Source organism: Streptomyces reniochalinae, assembly GCF_003323735.1.
Taxonomy (GTDB): domain Bacteria; phylum Actinomycetota; class Actinomycetes; order Streptomycetales; family Streptomycetaceae; genus Streptomyces; species Streptomyces reniochalinae.
Window position 1 is genome coordinate 1 of the sequence record NZ_QOIM01000049.1, and the last position, 17,336, is coordinate 17,336.

Below are 17,336 nucleotides of genomic sequence, written 5' to 3' on the forward strand. Positions count from 1 at the left end.
GCCCAGCAAAGCCGCCGCACACGCCGCGATCTTCGAATGGGTCGAGAGCTGGTACAACCTCAAACGCCTGCACAGCAGCCTCGGCTACCGAACCCCCGCCGACTACGAAGCCGCCGCCACAACGGCCTGACCACCACACCGACGGTGTCCGTCAAAGCGGAACAAGCTCACAGGTGGCCTGGATGCGGTGGAGCCGGAGCTCCTCGAAGCCTCGCGCAAGGAGTTCCTCCCCGATAGCCGTTCCGACCCCCTGCCCCCAGACGCGAGGGTGCACGACGTAAGTGATCTCGCCTTGTTGGTGCTCTCGGTTCCGGACGTGGAGTTCGCCCATGCCGATCACGTCGCCTCCGCAACGCGCTGCATAGGGGAACCGCCGCTGAGGTGACTGCGCCCAGGCCTCGACCGCCGCCGCCACGAACGCGCGGGTCTGCTCTTCGGTGTTGGGGCCCCACGCCTGGAAGCGGCACACCTCGATGAGGGAAGCCCAGGAGTGGACTGCTCGCCAGTCCGCGAGCTCGATTCTGCTCAAGGTCACCGCACGACGAGCCACCGGTCGAGCTTGCCAGACGCCGCCGCGCCGAACTACCGATTCAGCCGAACTACCGAACCCGGCGGCAGCGGACTGCGGCAGCCTCCGCACCCACCGTGCTCGACCACACCTCGGGTCCGCCTGCTCGCCTTGCCCGCGGGGTCCCCGTCTTACCCGCGGAGCCGGAACCGTCCTCGTCCGGGCGGCTGTATGTCCGCCCCGAAGCGAGTGCGCGGCCCCACAAACGTGCGTGGGGCCGTGCGTGGGCGCTGAGGGGCGTCAGTTCTCGGACGACCTGGGCTTCGTCAGGTCGTAGAACGTGGCACCGTCAACCGTGACTTCGGTGAAGTTCTTGGCCACCCACGAGCTGATCTCGGAGGCAGTGCCCTGGCCGCCGCCGGGGCCCGTGCCGCCGGAAAGGAAGTAGTGGATCTTTCCTTCCTGCACGTACTGCTTGAACTGCGCCGGAGCGGGTGACGGGTCGCTGCCGTTGAAGCCGCCGATGGCCATGACCGGAGACTCCGTGGCGAGCTGGTAGCTCGCGGCGTTCTGCGAGCCGATCGCTGCCGCGGCCCAGACGTAGTCCGACGCGTTCTTCCCCAGCCTGGCCCTGGCCTCGGACGACACGTCGCTGCCGTTGAGCAGCCCGCCCATGCCGCCACCACCCCGCCTCCCAGGCCCTCCGTGGCTCTTGGCCGTCCCTTTCGTCCCCTTCTTTCCACCCTGTTGAGCTTGCTGCCCTTGCCGGCCCTGCTGGGCCTGTTGCCCTTGCCGACTCTTCTGGCCCTGCGCGTTCTGGCCGCCTTGTCCCTTGCCGCCGCCGGCAGGTGGGCAGCCGCCGCCGGGACCGTTCTGCTGGTTGTGGGCCTGTTCGTTGTTCTGGCCGTCCGGCATCCGGGGTGGGGCGCCGCCTGGGCCGCCGCCCGGCCCGCCCATCCCGCCGCTGATGGAAGGGCCCGCGGTGACGATGGAGCCGGCCTTCGGTGTGCCCGAGTAATAGTCAAGACCTGTGGATCGTTGAAGTTATCGTCTGATGCTCCGGTGCCATCGGATCTCGTCTTCGTGCCATTCGTCGGTGGGTGTGCGCCCGGCGGCGGTGGCGACGGCGGCGGATGCCCGATGTTCGGGGTGGATGTGGGCGATGACGGTGTGCACCGGCTGCTGGCCGAGCCAGGCGACGAGTCCTCGGGCTGCTTCGGTGGCGATCCCTCTTCCCTGCCACGGCGTCCCCACCACCCAGGCGATCTCGGTGAGGGGGCCGTGGCCGGAGGGGCTGACCGTCGCCTGGACCGTGCCCGTCAGGCAGGACTCGTCACGAAGCCGGATCACCCAGTTCAGCCAGGACACGGCCGGATCGGGAGAGCCTGCGGTCATGCGCTGGTAGCGCGAGCGCAGGGCTTGCGGGGTGTCCGGCGTGCCGCCGATGAAGGTGTGCAGGGCCGGATCGGACAGCACCGCGGCCATCTCCTCGGCGTGCTCGACGTGTAGTGGCAGCAGGTCGAGCCTGCTGGTGTTGATGGGCTGGGCCGCGAGGGTGCTCACGCTGCGACCGCCTCGGGGCGTTCGACGAGCTGGCCGCGTTCGAAGCGGGCACCTGCCCGGACGAGGGCGACGAGGTGAGGTGCGTTCACGGCCCGCCACCGCTGCTGGGCGGACTCGACGAGTTTGAAGACCATGGCCAGGGCGGCGGTGCGGGAGCCGGCACCGCGGGTGACCTTGGTCCGCAGGCGAACGGTGGCGAACGTGGACTCGATCGGGTTCGTGGTCCGCAGGTGGATCCAGTGCCCGGCGGGGAAGTCGAAGAACGCCAGCAACTCTGCCTCGTCGTCGGTGATCTTCTTGACGGCCTTGGGGAACTTCGCGCCATAGAGCAGGGCGAACGTCTTGACCGCTGCCTGGGCGTGCTGCTTGTCCTCGGCGTTGTAGATGTCCTGGATGGCCTTCTTCGCGCCTGACTGTGCGGACTTCGGTAGAGAGTCGAGCACATTTGCGGTTTTGTGAACCCAGCACCTCTGCTCGCGGGTTTCGGGGAACACCTCGGCAAGGGCCTTCCAGAAGCCCAGGGCGCCGTCGCCGACCGCCAGGACGGGGGCCCGCATGCCACGACGGGCGCAGCCGCGCATCAGGTCGGCCCAGGACTCGCCCGATTCGCGGTATCCGTCCTTGAGCGCGACCAGTTCCTTGGAGCCGTCGGCACGCACGCCGATCAGAACGAGCACGCAGGCTCTGGCCACCTCCAGGCGGACGTTGAGATGGATGCCGTCGGCCCACACGTACACGTAGTCGACCTCCGCGAGGTCGCGGCCCATGAACGCTGTGTGGTCGGCCTGCCACTGCTGGGTCAGCCGGGTGACCGTCGCAGGGGACAGCCCGGCCGAGCTTCCAAGGAACTGCTCCAGCGCGGGCACGAAGTCGCCCGAGGACAGGCCATGCAGGTAGAGCAGCGGCAGCACCTCACTGATCTTCGGGGACTTACGGCACCACGGCGGCAGGATCGCCGAGGAGAACGGCTTGCGCTCGCCCGTGGCGTCGTCGACGCGTTTGTCGTTCACCCTCGGTGCCTTCACCTCGACGACCCCGGCCGCCGTGGTCACCTTGCGCGGCTGGTGGTAGCCATTGTGCACGACCAGGCGGTGGCCCTTCTCGCCCCGCTGGTCGGCCAACTCGGCTATACAGGCGTTGACTTCGGCTTCCAACGCGGCAGCCAGCATCCGCCGTGCGCCCTCGCGGACGATCTCATCGATCAGGGAGGAGCCGTCGGTGGTGGTGCCGTCGGCGTTCACTACGCTGAGCACGGGCGTGTCTTCCCGACCCGCGCGGCAACGCGGGCCTACTCGATACCAGTCAATCGATCACTCGGGAAGGTACGCCCTTCGCGTGCGTCCTCCCGAGCCGATCCACAGGTAATGAGCATTGCTCGGTGTGCCCACCGTGTCGAGTGTGTACGCCACCGGCCCGGCCACCGCGGCCGGCAGACCGGCGGCCGCCACAGCCGCGCCGAGCCGACGCGGAAGCACTCGCTGGGTGAGCAGGCCGAGCGCGGTGAGAACGCCCACGACCAGAACCGCCCAGCGCATCCAGGGGAACCAGTCAGGGGTCCGGCCGAGCAGCACGAACGACCACACGGTCGTCCCGGCCACCGCTCCCGCGAGCACTCCGGCACACCACGGCTTTTCCCGTTCGCGCCACAGCAGCACGCCGCCGATGGCGACGACCGCGGCGATGTAGGGCGCCAGCGCGATGTTGTAGTACTGGTGGAAGATGCCGGACATGAAGCTGAAGATCACGGAGGTGATGACCAGCGAGCCGCCCCGCAGCAGGAACGACGAGCGGAGCGAGGAGCGCGGTCCGTCCGTGCGGGCTGTCTTGCGGGTGAGGAGCAGACCGCCGAGCAACAGCAGGAGCGCGGCCGGCAGCAGCCAGGCGATCTGGCCGCCCATGTCGCTATGGAAAAGCCTGCCGAATCCGGTCTCGCCCCAGCCTCCGCCGGGCGGGCCCCCTGTGCCGCCGCGGAGTAGAAGGAGTTCGCGTACCCCGACGAACCGAGACTTCACAGGTACAGCGCCGCGGTGCACAGGAGCAGCGCCCAGAACGCGGGGCGCTCCCAGCGCGGGCGTGCTGCCTGCCGCGCGCGCATCCGGGCACGCAGCCCGGATGAGTCACCGGCCCGTGCACCGCCGGCCGAGCCCGGTGGGCGAGGGTGGTCATGATGCGGTGGTCCGTTCGCCGTCGTAGGGAAATGCTGTGTCGGTTGTGCCGGTTGTGTCGTCCCCGGACCGGTCGTCCTCTGGCTGGTGGTCGGCGGGCCGATTCATGTCGTCCCGGTAGTCGGCGGGCTGACCCGTGTCGGCCCGGTAGTCGCCGGCCCGGGCGTCCTCGAACCGGGCGTCGCAGTCGGAGAAGACCCAGGAGCGGAAGAGCACGAAGCGCAGCACCGTCGCCGCCAGGTTGGCGACGACCAGGACCGCGGCCTCCGTGCTGCGCCCGGCCTGCGGGTCGGCGATGTCGAGCGCGGCCAGCGAGCCGCTCGTGAGCACCAGCCCGATGCCGAAAACCAGCAGCCCCTGAGTTTGGTGCCGGGCGGCGCGGATGCGGCCCCGCACGCCGAAGGTCAGCCGCCGGTTGGCCGCCGTGTTGGCGATCGCGGACAACAGCAGCGCCAGCGCGTTGGCAACCTGGACACCGGTCGCCTGCCGCAGCAGCACGAACAGCGACAGATTCAGCAGCGTGCTGAACGCGCCGACCACGCAGAACCCGATGAGCTGCCGCGGGAGTGTGCCCGGCACGTCGTGCACCGCCCGGTCCCGCGGTCGTCGCCGAACGGGCGGCGCAGCCGGTCCAGCGGGAGCGCACCGCCTGCCAGTGCGCGACCCACACGCCACATCCCCTTCAGGTCGTCGAGGGCGGTGCGGACGATGTCGACGCGGCTGTCCGGGTCGTCGATCCAGTCGACGGGAACCCGGCCCTTCTGCTCCAGCCGCACGACGCCGACCTCGGTGTACTCGTCGGCGAGCCGGCCGGCGACGAGCGGTGTCCGGTCGGTGCTCGCGTTGTCGGCGATCGTGATGCGGAACCCGTACGGGAACGTGTCGCGCAGGAACGTGTGCAGGCGGCGGACGCTCGGCTCCAGGTCGGCTTCCTCGTGGACGGGGACGACGACATCCAGCACGGTCCGCGGGGTGCGACCGGCGCTCGCGTGCGCGACGCCGAGGTGGCGGCGAGCAGGCAGGGGCGTCGGTACGTCTGTGGGGCGGGCACTGCGATGTCGGTCGCCTTTCCCGGGGAGGGCCCCGGTGCCGCTTGTGGTCTTGGTTGGCCTGGCAGCGACGTTCGCGAACCGCCCTGTACCTGCCCTGTGGTCCGCCTGTGTCCCGGCTGTGCATCCGAGCGAGCGCCGCATGGCTGAGCGACGTGACCCCGGCGTGAAATCGATTTCGTCATACACCTTCCTCGGGTCGCGATGCGGGTCGCCTTGCCGACGTGAACTGTCCGCGCCAGATGCTGGACACCGCGAGAAGTATGTGTCTTTAGTCAGCTGTAAGACGCTAAGGGAGTTTCCAGAGTGAAGATGGCATTTTGCCGGGCCCCGACCCTGCCTTTTCTTGGAGTGGGCCGTCTTGACGGAGGATGCGGCTCCGGGCAAGGTGGTGGGTCGCACGTGGTCGGTGGGACAGGTATCGCACTCATGGGCCTGTGTGTCAGCTGTGGTAAATCGATTTCAAGGGAGCTCGCGTCTTGCCACACCACGCGTGAGGCGTCGGCCGGTCGGTGTCACGCCGTGTACATCGACGGACCGGTTGCGTCGCGCGTGAAGAGCTCCCTGCGACGGACGTGAACGGGGGATTCATGCTCGTAGCCGAAGTGGACGCCTGGGGCGCCACGTCGTTGGACCTCGAACTGCCGAGAGCTGGGACGAGGGCCGGATCCGGCGAGCCGGAGTGGGGCCGCGCCGGCTGCGGAGGCGCCCGACACCGAGGCCACGCGGCGTCCGCGTGAGCCGTCCTGCGGTGCGCACGGATCGGCGCCCCGTCGGCGAGGCGGCACCACGCACTCGGCGAGTCCACCGCTTCCGACACAGCCGCCTGGCTGGATGTCGGCCGAGGCGACTCCGAAGGAGCCTCTGTCCCTCAGCCGGATTTCACGCCTGACGAGCGCCATCCGATCCACTGAGCGTCATCCGAGCCACACCTTGAACGCCCGCACGAACGTGGAAGACTCTTCTTCGCAGCAGGGGGTATCGTGCCGAGCAAAAGCCCTCAGATCGACGGGGCAATTCCAGTATCTGGCCACACCCGATTCTTGTGGCCGGGGAACATGGCGCAGGAACCGTTGCGCCGGCGCGCCTTTCGGCTACGTGCTGATTCCGGAGTCGACGCCGGCGCCGGAGTCGACATCCGGGAAAGTTCCCGTGTCCCGCGCCAAGTCTTCCTCACTCTCCCTGTAGTCGGCGTCGCCGTAGCTGCTGAGCTCATGTTCAGGCCGTGCCGGTTCTGATCGTGCCGGTTCTGATCGTGAGACTCGGCTTCTGATCCTTGCACCTCCTTTCTCCATCATGCGGAAACGTATCCGGTGGGGTCTGTTGTCTTGCACTGCACCGTATGGGGTCCACTACCCGAACACGGAAGGATGCACGTGTCCGAGGATTTCTCTCGCATTTTCGTGGTTGTCCACAACGAGGAAGAACAGTATTCGATCTGGCCGGCAGATCGAACGCCGCCCGACGGATGGAGAACAACCGACTGCCGAGGAAGTAAGCAGGAATGTCTGGACCATATCGAAAAGGTCTGGGTGGACATGCGGCCGTTGAGTACCAGGGCGCCCCGGGACGGTGTCGCCCATGCCTGATCACGCCGATACGCTCCCGGCGGTCAACGGGGAACGGCTGCTGCAAGACCTGGCGTCCTTCGCCGAGTTCGGCGGGAGGGCCGATGGCGGTGTGGACCGCGTAGCCGGATCCTGCGAGGACCTGGAAGCCCGCGAATGGCTGCAAGGAAAGATTTCCGAGGCGGGGCTCGTCCCCCGGATGGACGAAATAGGGAACGTTTTCGGACGTACGCCGAAGGCTGAGCACCCGCGGATGCTGACCGGCTCCCATACGGACACGGTGCCCGCCGGTGGCCGGCTTGACGGGGCGTACGGCGTCATCGCGGCTCTGGAAGCGCTGAGATCACTTCACGAGGCGGGCCATCACGTGGCGAACCACGTGGAGATCGTGGGCTTCTGGGACGAGGAGGGTGTGCGCGACCCCAGCACCGGCGGGCTGGTGGGATCCACGTACTTCTGCGAGAAGGAGTACGTCCGCAACTACCAGTCGTTTCTCGAGCTGCACATCGAACAGGGGGCAACTTTGGAGAAGGCCGCCGTGCCGCTGGCCGTCGTGGGCGGCATCGTCGGCATCGAGCGTTTCGTGGTGGAGGTGACAGGCGAGGCCAATCACGCGGGCACCACCGCCATGGAGGACCGGGCCGACGCGGGGCACGCTGCCGCGACGATCGCCTCGCGGGTTCGGGGCGCGGCGATGGCCTGCAGCGATCGGTTGCGGATGAACGTCGGCTCCATCGAGTACTCACCCGGTGCCCCCAACGTGGTACCTGGCAAGGCGCGGCTGCTCATCGAAATCCGCGATCCCTCGGATGAGGTTCTGCGGGCTGCCGAGAACCACATCAGAGCGGTGGCGGACGAGGTCGCCGCGGGCGAACGCTGCCATGCCGCTGTCGAGAGGGCCTCGCGCAAACCGCCTGTGGCGTTCGACGGGAAAGTTCTCCAGTCCCTGCGTGACGCGCTCGACCGTTGTGGAGCGGAATATCTCGACACGGTCAGTTACGCCGGACACGACGCCAACGTGATCAGTCAGCGGATTCCCACGGGAATGCTTTTCGTGCCGAGCCGCAACGGCGTCAGCCACGCGCCGAGCGAGTCGACGAGCGACGAGCACCTGATCCTCGGGTGTCAGGCACTTCTCAACTCCCTGGTGCAGATGTATTCCATCTCGTCCTGAACCGGGGAACACGCGCTCTGCCTGCACGGCTGCCATCAGGAAAGGTTTTTGGTTGTGAAACTGGAGAGTACCGCAGCGCGAAGCACCACGGAGACTTCCGTGCACGACGGACGGACCACGCCGGTGTGTGAGTTGGTGGAGGCGCGCGTGGCGTTGGTGCCTGATGCGGTGGCGGTGGTGTGTGGTGGGGAGCGGTTGACGTATGGGGAGTTGAACGAGCGGGCGAATCGGTTGGCGCATTTCCTGATGGGGCGGGGTGTGGTGCGGGAGGATTTGGTGGGGGTGTGTGTGGAGCGTGGGGTGGAGATGGTGGTGGCGTTGTTGGGGGCGTGGAAGGCGGGGGCGGCGTATGTGCCGATGGATCCGGATTATCCGCGGCAGCGTCTGGGGTTCATGGTGGGGGACACGGGGGCGTCTTTGGTGGTGACGCAGGGGCGGTTGCGGGGGCGTGTTGAGGGTTTGTGCTCGGATGTGGTGTGTGTCGATGAGGACTGGGAGCGCATTGCGGAGGAATCGGGGTCGGATCCGCTGCCGCAGGCGGGTCCTGGCGGTCTCGCGTATGTCATCTACACCTCCGGCTCGACCGGAACCCCCAAAGGCGTCATGGTCGAGCACGGGGCGCTGAGCGACCGCATCCAGACCATGCGGGAGTTCTACGGCATCGTCGCCGGCGACCGCACCCTGCAGTTCGCGTCGACGTCCTTCGACGCGTCCTTCGAGCAGATTCTGCCCACGCTGCTGGCAGGCGGCACCTTGTTCGTGCGCCCTGCCGGCCCCTGGTCGCCTCGCCAGTTCATCGACGCGGTACGTGAAAACCGCCTGACCGTCGCGGAGTTGACCCCTTCGATGTGGGAGCAGGCCGTCGACCTGATTCGAGGCCAGGACGATCTCGGCAGCCAGTTCCGTCTCATGGTCCTCGGCGGGGAGCCGGTCCGCGCCGAGGCAGTGGCTGCCTGGTATGCGGTGTCGTCCACCGACCTGATCAACACGTACGGGCCGACGGAGGCCACGATCACCGCCACAGCGGGCGCGCTGCACAAGGGGGAGGAGCGGGTCACGATCGGCCGGCCCATCGCCCACACCGAGACCTTCGTGGTGGACGGGCAGGACAACGCTGTTCCGCCGGGGACCGCGGGCGAGCTGCTCATCGGCGGGGCCGGTCTCGCCCGCGGGTATCTCGGCCGGCCCGAGCTGACGGCGGAGCGATTCGTACCGCACCCGTTCTCGGACGACGCCGAGGCACGCGTGTACCGGAGCGGCGATCTGGTGCGCATCCTGCCGGACGGAAGGCTGGAACATCTCGGGCGCCTGGACGACCAGATCAAGCTGCGCGGTCTGCGCATAGAGCTCGGGGAGATCGAAGCGGTTCTCACCGGGCATCCCGATGTGAGGTCCGCGGTGGTCGTGGCGCGTGAGGACACGCCCCAGGACGTGCGCCTGGTCGGGTACTGCGTCCCCGCGGAAGGCAGCCGCCCCACCGCGGAGCTGCTGACGGCGCGGTGCCGCGAAGCCCTGCCTTCGTACATGGTTCCCGGCGCCCTGGTGATGGTCGACAGTCTGCCGCTCAACGCGGCGGGGAAGGTCGACCGCGCGAACCTGCCGGCGCCGGGGGCGTCGCCCGGCCCGGGTGGGCAACCAGCGACCGCCCCCCAGGAACCGCGGAGCGACACCGAGCGGTTGGTGGCGGAGATCTGGCAAGAGGTGCTGGGGATCGACGGCGTGGGCGCGCACGACAACTTCTTCGAGCTCGGCGGGCACTCTCTGCTGGCGACGCAGGTCGCCAACAAGATCGACCTTCTCACCGACGTCCAGATCGACCTCAAATTCTTCTTCCGGAACCCGACGGTGGCCGACCTCGCCCGCCACCTCCTCGACCTCCTGCGGGAAGAGAGCTGAGTGACCACATGACTTCGCGCAGCAACGCGTCGGACACCCGGACCCCGGCGTCCGAGGGGCCGGACCAGGGCCTCGAAGCCCGTCTCTTCGCACGTATCGAGCAGAAGTCGAAGCAGAAGTCACACGCCATTCGGCCTCGCGATCGTGACCCCGACGACGGCCTCCCCCTGTCGTTCGCGCAGCGTCGCCTGTGGTTCCTCGATCAGCTGTACCCCGGCAGGGCCGAGTACGTCATCCCGTTCGGCCTGCGTCTTCGAGGGCGGCTGGATCGGGCCTGTCTCGACTCCGCGCTCTCCGGCCTCGTGGAACGGCACGAGGCGTTGCGGACACGCTTCGCGCTGGCCGCTGACGGTGAGCCCCGGCAGGTGATCACCGACCCACCCCGAGTGAAGGCCACCGTCGTCGACCTGTCCGCTCACGCGGAGGGTGACCACCGCGAGCAAGCCGTGCGCAAGGCCGTGGCGGCAGAGAGCCGGAGGCCGTTCGACCTGGCTTCCGGCCCGCTCCTGCGCGCCCTCGTCCTCGAGCTGGCCTGGGACGAACACCTGTTGTTGGTCACCGTTCACCACATCGCGGCGGACGGCTGGTCCCTCAACATCCTCGCCGACGAGCTCCAGCGTCTCTACGCGGCCGCCCTGGCCGGCACCGGAAGCGGGCTGCCGGAACCCGTCGCCCAGTACGCGGACTTCGCCCTGTGGCAGCGGGACCAGCTGACGGGCACCACGCTCGATCGGCACCTGGAGTTTTGGCGGGATCGACTGGCCGGTATGGAGGCACTGGAGCTCCCGACCGACCGGCCTCGCCCCACGAACCGCTCCGGTGCGAGCAGCACACTGGACTTCTCGGTCCCGCCGCACGTCGCGGACGGTCTACGTGCTGTCGCGGCCGGGCGCGGAGCCTCGCTGTTCATGGTGGCTCTCGCTGCTTTCCAGGTGACACTCTCCCGCTGGACCGGTCAGCGGGAAGTCGCCGTCGGAGCCCCGATCGCAGGGCGTAACAGGGCCGAGATCGAAGACATGGTGGGTTTCTTCGTCAACACCCTGGTGATGCGCGGCGAGGTCAACGATGAGGCGACCTTCGGCGACCTGGTGGAGCGGGTACGCGACTACTGTCTGGACGCCTACGCGCACCAGGACATGCCCTTCGAGCGCATCGTTGAGGACCTGGCCCCTGAACGCGACCTCGCACGCAGTCCGCTGGTCCAAGTGATGTTCGCCCTGCAAAACGTGCGCGAGACCGAGTGGCAGCTGCCCGGTCTGGAGGCCGAGGCGTTCGACGTCGAGTCGCGGGAGTCACAGTTCGACCTCTGGTGCTTCCTGTCGGAGACATCGGACGGCGGACTCGACGGCCAGCTCCGCTACTCCTGCGAACTGTTCGACAGGGAGACCGTCGAACGCCTTGCCGCCTCCTTCACCGCGGCGCTGACCACCGGGGCGTTCGACCCCGCAGCGCGGACAAGCACCTGGGACCTGCTGGGCGTCGAGGAACGGCGACGTCTGCTGACGGAGTTCAACGACACGCGTGTCCCGTACGCGGACGACATCACGGTGTGTGAGTTGGTGGAGGCGCGTGTGGCGTTGGTGCCTGATGCGGTGGCGGTGGTGTGTGGTGGGGAGCGGTTGACGTATGGGGAGTTGAACGAGCGGGCGAATCGGTTGGCGCATTTCCTGATGGGGCGGGGTGTGGTGCGGGAGGATTTGGTGGGGGTGTGTGTGGAGCGTGGGGTGGAGATGGTGGTGGCGTTGTTGGGGGTGTGGAAGGCGGGGGCGGCGTATGTGCCGATGGATCCGGATTATCCGCGGCAGCGTCTGGGGTTCATGGTGGGGGACACGGGGGCGTCTTTGGTGGTGACGCAGGGGCGGTTGCGGGGGCGTGTTGAGGGTTTGTGCTCGGATGTGGTGTGTGTCGATGAGGACTGGGAGCGCATTGCGAAGGAATCGGGGTCGGATCCGCTGCCGCAGGCGGGTCCTGGCGGTCTCGCGTATGTCATCTACACCTCCGGCTCGACCGGAACCCCCAAAGGCGTCATGGTCGAGCACAGGTCCGTGTGCCGCCTCGTCGACAACAACCCGTTCGCCGAGATCACTCCGGACGACGTCGTCGCCCAGACGTGCAACTTCTGCTTCGACGTCTTCACCTTCGAATGCTGGGGAGCGCTCACCTCGGGTGCCGCCTTGGCGGTCGTGAGCAAGAACGCCCTGATAGACACCGCGCTGCTGAAGCGGGAGATCGACGCGGCCGGGGTGTCGGTGCTGTGGTTGACGGCGCCGTTGTTCAATCAGCACTTGCGGGAGTGTCCGGATCTGGTGGCCGGGTTGCGGACGGTGATGTATGGCGGTGAGGCGGTGGACCGGTCGGTCGCTGACGAGCTGATGGCCGGGCCGTGGGCACCCGAGGCACTGATCAACGGATACGGCCCGACCGAGGCGACGGTGTTCGCTGCGACGTACCGTGTGCGACCGGATGGGCCGGCGACGGCGCAGATGCCGATCGGGCGCCCCATCGCCAACACGGAGCTGTTGGTGATGGATGGTGGGGGTGGGTTGTGTCCGTTGGGTGCGCTGGGGGAGTTGTGGATCGGTGGTCCTGGGGTGGCGCGGGGGTATTGGGCTCGTCCGGGGTTGACGGCTGAGCGGTTCGTGCCGCATCCGTTTTCTGCTGAGCCGGGGGCGCGGGTGTATCGCACGGGGGATCTGGTGCGGTGGCGTGGTGGTGGTGAGCTGGAGTTTCTTGGGCGTCTTGATGATCAGGTCAAGGTGCGTGGGCTGCGGATCGAGCTGGGGGAGATCGAGTCGGTTCTGGTCGGGCATGCGGGTGTGGCTTCGGCTGTGGTGATGGTGCGGGAGGACGGGCCGGGGGGTAAGTATCTGGCGGCGTACTGTGTGCCGGACTCGGCTGGTGGGGTGTGGGACGAGGCGGATGTGCTGGCCTGGTGTCGTGCGGGTCTGCCGTCTTATATGGTGCCCAGCGCGTTGGTCGTCTTGGACGCGCTGCCGTTGACGCCCAATGGCAAGGTCGCCAAGAAGCAGTTGCCGGCCCCGGAGGTGTCCGGGAGCCGGGGTGCGTATGTGGCGCCGCGTACCGGTACGGAGAAGGCCATCGCGCGGGTGTGGCGAGAAGTCCTCCACCTCGACCAGGTCGGCGTCCACGACAACTTCTTCGACCTCGGCGGACACTCACTCATGGCGACCGCCGCGACGAACAGGATCGCTGAGGCACTGCGGACCGATCTTCCGGTTCGCGTCCTGTTCGAGGCACCCACCGTCGCCGAGCTCGCCGTGCACCTCGACGGCCGTAGCAACCTCGTGCCGCCGCTGAAACCGCGCGCAGGGGAGGGGCCCGCACCGCTGTCCTTCGCCCAGCGACGCCTGTGGTTCCTCGACCAACTGGAGCCCGACAGCGCCGAGTACGTGATCCCGTTCGGCTTCCGGGTCCGCGGTTTTTTGGACACGGCGGCGCTCGAGACGGCCTTCACGGGCCTCGTGGAACGGCACGAGGCACTACGGACCCGTTTCGTGGTCGACGCGACGGGTGAGCCGCGACAGGTGGTGGACGAGGCCGGACCCCTCCACATGACCAGGCGGGACGTCAGAGACCTGGACGGCGCGTCGGAACGAGCAGACCGCGCCCGCACCCTCGCCGACACGGAAGCGATGCGCCCCTTCAAGCTGGACGAGGGACACCTCGTGCGGGTCCTGCTGATCCAGCTGGCCGACGACGACTACCAGCTCCTCGTCACCATGCACCACATCGTCTCCGACGGCTGGTCGGTGGGCATCGTGACCGAGGAACTGCGCGAACTGTACGCGGCCGCACTCGAAAGAAGGCAGCCCACACTCCCCGCTGTCCCCGTCCAGTACGCGGATTTCGCACAGTGGCAAGGCGAGGTGCTCACCGAGGAACGCGTCGAGAACCACCTGAACTTCTGGCGGGACAAACTCGCCGCACTCGAGCCGCAGGCGATGCCCACCGACTGGCCTCGTCCGCACACCCCGTCCCGCACCGGTGCCTCGCGGGACTTCTCCGTCCCCGCCGACCTCGTCTATGGCCTGCGGACTCTCGCCTCGGAGCACGGCGCCTCGCTCTACATGGTCGTCCTCGCGGCCTTTCAGGTCCTGTTGTCGCGGTGGAGTGGCCAGCACGACGTCTGCGTGGGCAGCCCTGTCGCGGGCCGCAACCGCCCGGAAGTCGAGCGCGTCATCGGATTCTTCGTCAACACCCTGCCGATGCGTGCCGACCTCAGCGGCGACCCCACGTTCCACGAGCTGCTCGGCCAGGTCCGGGAGACCGCGATGCAGGCCTACGCCCACCAGGACCTGCCGTTCGAGCGGCTGGTCGAGGAAGTCGCACCCGAACGGGACATGAGCCGCAACCCGCTCTTCCAGAGCGTCCTCGCTCTGCAGAACGTCCCCGGCGGCCCCTGGTCCCTGCCCGGCGTGGACGTCGCTCCCATGGAGGTGCAGGAGGCGATACCGAGCTTCGACCTGGTGTTCTTCCTGGAGGAGGGGCAGAAAGGCGAGCTGCGGGGACGAGCACTGTACGCGGTGGACCTCTTCGAGGAGGCGACCGTCACACGGCTCACGGAGCACTTCTGCGCCCTGCTGCGTAGCGTCTGCGAGAACCCGCACACCTCCGTGGCGAGCATCCCCCTCGGTTCCGCCCTTGAACGGCGTCGCCTGCTGACCGAGTTCAACGACACGCGAGCCCCGTTCTCGGACGACACCACGGTGTCCGAGCTGGTGGAGGCGCGCGCCGCGCAGGCGCCCGACGCGGTGGCCGTGGTCAGCGGTCAGAACCGGATGACCTACGCGCAGATGAACGCTCGGGCCAACCAACTGGCGCACCACTTGAGGGAACGCGGCATCGGCCGCGGTGAGTGGGTCGCCGTCTGCCTGCCACCCGGCCCCGAACTGGTCGTGACCCTGCTCGGCACGCTGAAGGCGGGAGCGGCCTACGTGTGCCTGCACCCGGACTATCCGCGGCAACGGCTCGAGTTCATGGTGCGGGACATGAGCGCCCGGCTGATCCTCACCGAGGCGCGGTTGCGGGACCGCCTCGTGGGCCTGTGCGAGGAGCTTCTGCTCGTCGACGAGGACTGGGCACGGATCGCCGAAAGGCCGGCGCACGACACGCGCAACCCGCGGCCACGAGCCGGCGCCGGGGACTTGATGCACATGGTCTACACCTCCGGCTCGACCGGCACCCCCAAGGGCGTGATGATCGAGCACAGGTCCGTATGCCGCCTCATCGGGAGCACACCGTTCAACGGCCTCACAGCCGCGGACAACGTGGCCATGCATTCGAACCCGTCCTGGGACGCCCTCACGCTGGAAGTCTGGCCGGCACTCGCGGCAGGCGCGACCCTCGTCGTGCTGCCGGCGGACAGCGTGTTGCACGCCGAGCACCTGCGGTCGACCGTCCGCAGTGCCGGGGTGTCGGTGCTGTGGTTGACGGCGCCGTTGTTCAATCAGCACTTGCGGGAGTGTCCGGATCTGGTGGCCGGGTTGCGGACGGTGATGTATGGCGGTGAGGCGGTGGACCGGTCGGTCGCCGACGAGCTGATGGCCGGGCCGTGGGCACCCGAGCAGCTCTTCCACGCGTACGGCCCGACGGAGACGACGGTGTTCGCTTCGACCTATCGCGTGCGCCCAGGCGGGCCGGCGACGGCGCACATGCCGGTCGGAGGACCCATCGCGAACACCGAATTCCTGGTGATGGATGGTGGGGGTGGGTTGTGTCCGTTGGGTGCGCCGGGGGAGTTGTGGATCGGTGGTCCTGGGGTGGCGCGGGGGTATTGGGCTCGTCCGGGGTTGACGGCTGAGCGGTTCGTGCCGCATCCGTTTTCTGCTGAGCCGGGGGCGCGGGTGTATCGCACGGGGGACCTGGTGCGGTGGCGTGGTGGTGGTGAGCTGGAGTTTCTTGGGCGTCTTGATGATCAGGTCAAGGTGCGTGGGCTGCGGATCGAGCTGGGGGAGATCGAGTCGGTTCTGGTCGGGCATGCGGGTGTGGCTTCGGCTGTGGTGATGGTGCGGGAGGACGGGCCGGGGGGTAAGTATCTGGCGGCGTACTGTGTGCCGGACTCGGCTGGTGGGGTGTGGGACGAGGCGGATGTGCTGGCCTGGTGTCGTGCGGGTCTGCCGTCTTATATGGTGCCCAGCGCGTTGGTCGTCTTGGACGCGCTGCCGTTGACGCCCAATGGCAAGGTCGCCAAGAAGCAGTTGCCGGCCCCGGAGGTGTCCGGGAGCCGGGGTGCGTATGTGGCGCCGCGTACCGGTACGGAGAAGGCCATCGCGCGGGTGTGGCGAGAAGTCCTCCACCTCGACCAGGTCGGCGTCCACGACAACTTCTTCGACCTCGGCGGACACTCGCTACGCGCTGCCCGTCTCGCCTCCCGTCTGCACCGGAGCGGGATCGAGGTGTCGGTACGGCAGGTCATGGAGCACCAGACCATTGCCGAAACCGCTCGCATGGCCGAGGAGAACACCGACACCGCGGCCCGTCGCTCCCTCATCTACGAGCTGTCCCCACCGTCCGGGCATGCGGCCGACCGGACGCTTCTCTTCTGTGTCCATCCCAGCGGCGGAAGCGCACGCTGGTACACCGACCTGGCCGCTGCGCTGGCGGACACCCACCGCACCTACGGAATCCAGGCCGCGGGAATGGAGTCCCACGAGACGCCGCTGACGAGCATCACGGACATGGCCGAGCGCTACTGGAAGGAGATCAAGTCCGTACAGCCACAAGGCCCCTACCACCTTCTCGGCTGGTCCCTGGGCGGCGTGATCGCTCACGAAATGGCACGTCAAGCCGCCGACGAGATGGACGTGCTCTTCCTCGTGGAGCCGCCCGTCCTCAGCACGCACGTCCGCGAGCGGCTCGCCGCGTACACCGAGGGGTATGAGCGGGCGCACGCGCTGTGGACGGAGGGACACGCCGCGCGGGGAGCGGCCAGGGAACGGGCCGAGCGTGCGCTGCTCGACGTGGCGAGCTACCTGGAGATCCCGCTGGAGTCGGTCAATCTCGACGACTGGCTCCCCTTCCGGACACTCGGACTCCTCATCGAGGCCATGCTCGCCTACGAACCGGTCACTTCACCGGCCCCGGCACTCCTGATCACCAGCGACGAAGTCCGCTCGGCCGGCTCCGAGTCCAACGTCACCAACGGCACGAGCGAGGAGTACTTGTCCTATTGGCGCGCTGCGTACACCCGTGACATCGCGACTGCCGAAACCGCCGGACGTCACCTCGACATGATGACGACGCAGAAAGCAGTCGACACCATCGCCTCGCATATTCGTCGTGCGTCCGCCCACCGGGCTCAATGACCGCACGCGCGACGCCACGAAAGCCCTGGCTCCTGAAAAGGCCGAGCACAGCAGCCCGCGTTCGATGCGTGACGTGGTTGCCGTGCGA

10 protein-coding genes and 1 pseudogene are annotated in these 17,336 nt (G+C 68.0%); 5 read left to right on the top strand and 6 right to left on the bottom strand.

Features of this window, described 5'->3' with window-relative positions; translation table 11 throughout:
• A partial coding sequence (locus tag DQ392_RS31330; RefSeq protein WP_114013677.1) for an integrase core domain-containing protein occupies positions 1 to 130 on the top strand: 130 nt, incomplete at its 5' end.
• A gap of 21 nt (positions 131 to 151) precedes the next feature.
• On the opposite strand, the gene DQ392_RS31335 is transcribed toward DQ392_RS31330, so the two are convergent.
• The 6 genes and pseudogenes from DQ392_RS31335 to DQ392_RS31365 all read right to left on the bottom strand — a co-directional run bounded on the left by DQ392_RS31335 (position 152) and on the right by DQ392_RS31365 (position 5,258).
• Positions 152 to 529 (bottom strand): GNAT family N-acetyltransferase, encoded by a 378-nt coding sequence (locus tag DQ392_RS31335; protein WP_245982201.1) that lies wholly within the window; start codon positions 527 to 529, stop codon positions 152 to 154.
• A 279-nt stretch (positions 530 to 808) separates the two neighbouring features.
• A complete protein-coding gene (locus DQ392_RS36050; protein ID WP_114019092.1) occupies positions 809 to 1,183 on the bottom strand; it encodes a mannosyltransferase YkcB-related protein in 375 nt (124 codons plus the stop codon).
• A gap of 369 nt (positions 1,184 to 1,552) precedes the next feature.
• Positions 1,553 to 2,071, bottom strand: coding sequence for a GNAT family N-acetyltransferase (locus DQ392_RS31350; RefSeq protein WP_114019094.1), 519 nt, complete (start codon positions 2,069 to 2,071; stop codon positions 1,553 to 1,555).
• A complete protein-coding gene (locus tag DQ392_RS31355; RefSeq protein ID WP_114019095.1) occupies positions 2,068 to 3,324 on the bottom strand; it encodes an IS256 family transposase in 1,257 nt (418 codons plus the stop codon). Before DQ392_RS31355 ends, DQ392_RS31350 begins: the two co-directional genes overlap by 4 nt.
• A 57-nt stretch (positions 3,325 to 3,381) precedes the next feature.
• Positions 3,382 to 3,969 (bottom strand): hypothetical protein, encoded by a 588-nt coding sequence (locus tag DQ392_RS31360; protein ID WP_114019096.1) that lies wholly within the window; start codon positions 3,967 to 3,969, stop codon positions 3,382 to 3,384.
• 264 nt (positions 3,970 to 4,233) lie between these two features.
• Positions 4,234 to 5,258, bottom strand: a pseudogene (locus DQ392_RS31365) (GtrA family protein).
• 1,397 nt (positions 5,259 to 6,655) lie between these two features.
• Between DQ392_RS31365 and DQ392_RS31370 the strand changes: the two are divergent.
• The 4 genes from DQ392_RS31370 (at position 6,656) to DQ392_RS31385 (ending at position 17,248) form a co-directional block, all read left to right on the top strand.
• Positions 6,656 to 6,874 carry an MbtH family protein gene (locus tag DQ392_RS31370; RefSeq protein WP_114019097.1) on the top strand — a complete coding sequence of 73 codons (219 nt, stop codon included), beginning with the start codon at positions 6,656 to 6,658 and terminating at the stop codon, positions 6,872 to 6,874.
• Positions 6,867 to 8,027 (top strand): M20 family metallo-hydrolase, encoded by a 1,161-nt coding sequence (locus DQ392_RS31375; RefSeq protein WP_114019098.1) that lies wholly within the window; start codon positions 6,867 to 6,869, stop codon positions 8,025 to 8,027. The genes DQ392_RS31370 and DQ392_RS31375 overlap by 8 nt, the downstream gene beginning before the upstream one ends.
• Positions 8,028 to 8,126: 99 nt before the next feature.
• Positions 8,127 to 9,923, top strand: coding sequence for a non-ribosomal peptide synthetase (locus tag DQ392_RS31380; RefSeq protein ID WP_245982204.1), 1,797 nt, complete (start codon positions 8,127 to 8,129; stop codon positions 9,921 to 9,923).
• A gap of 8 nt (positions 9,924 to 9,931) precedes the next feature.
• Complete coding sequence (locus DQ392_RS31385) at positions 9,932 to 17,248, top strand: amino acid adenylation domain-containing protein (protein WP_114019100.1); 7,317 nt, start codon at positions 9,932 to 9,934, stop codon at positions 17,246 to 17,248.
• Positions 17,249 to 17,336 lie beyond the last annotated feature (88 nt).

Coding starts and splice junctions, on each gene's coding strand:
- DQ392_RS36050 (WP_114019092.1), bottom strand. CDS start 1,183: ATGGGCGGGCTGCTCAACGGCAGCGACGTGTCGTCCGAGGCCAGGGCC.
- DQ392_RS31360 (WP_114019096.1), bottom strand. CDS start 3,969: ATGGGCGGCCAGATCGCCTGGCTGCTGCCGGCCGCGCTCCTGCTGTTG.
- DQ392_RS31370 (WP_114019097.1), top strand. CDS start 6,656: ATGCACGTGTCCGAGGATTTCTCTCGCATTTTCGTGGTTGTCCACAAC.
- DQ392_RS31375 (WP_114019098.1), top strand. CDS start 6,867: ATGCCTGATCACGCCGATACGCTCCCGGCGGTCAACGGGGAACGGCTG.
- DQ392_RS31385 (WP_114019100.1), top strand. CDS start 9,932: ATGACTTCGCGCAGCAACGCGTCGGACACCCGGACCCCGGCGTCCGAG.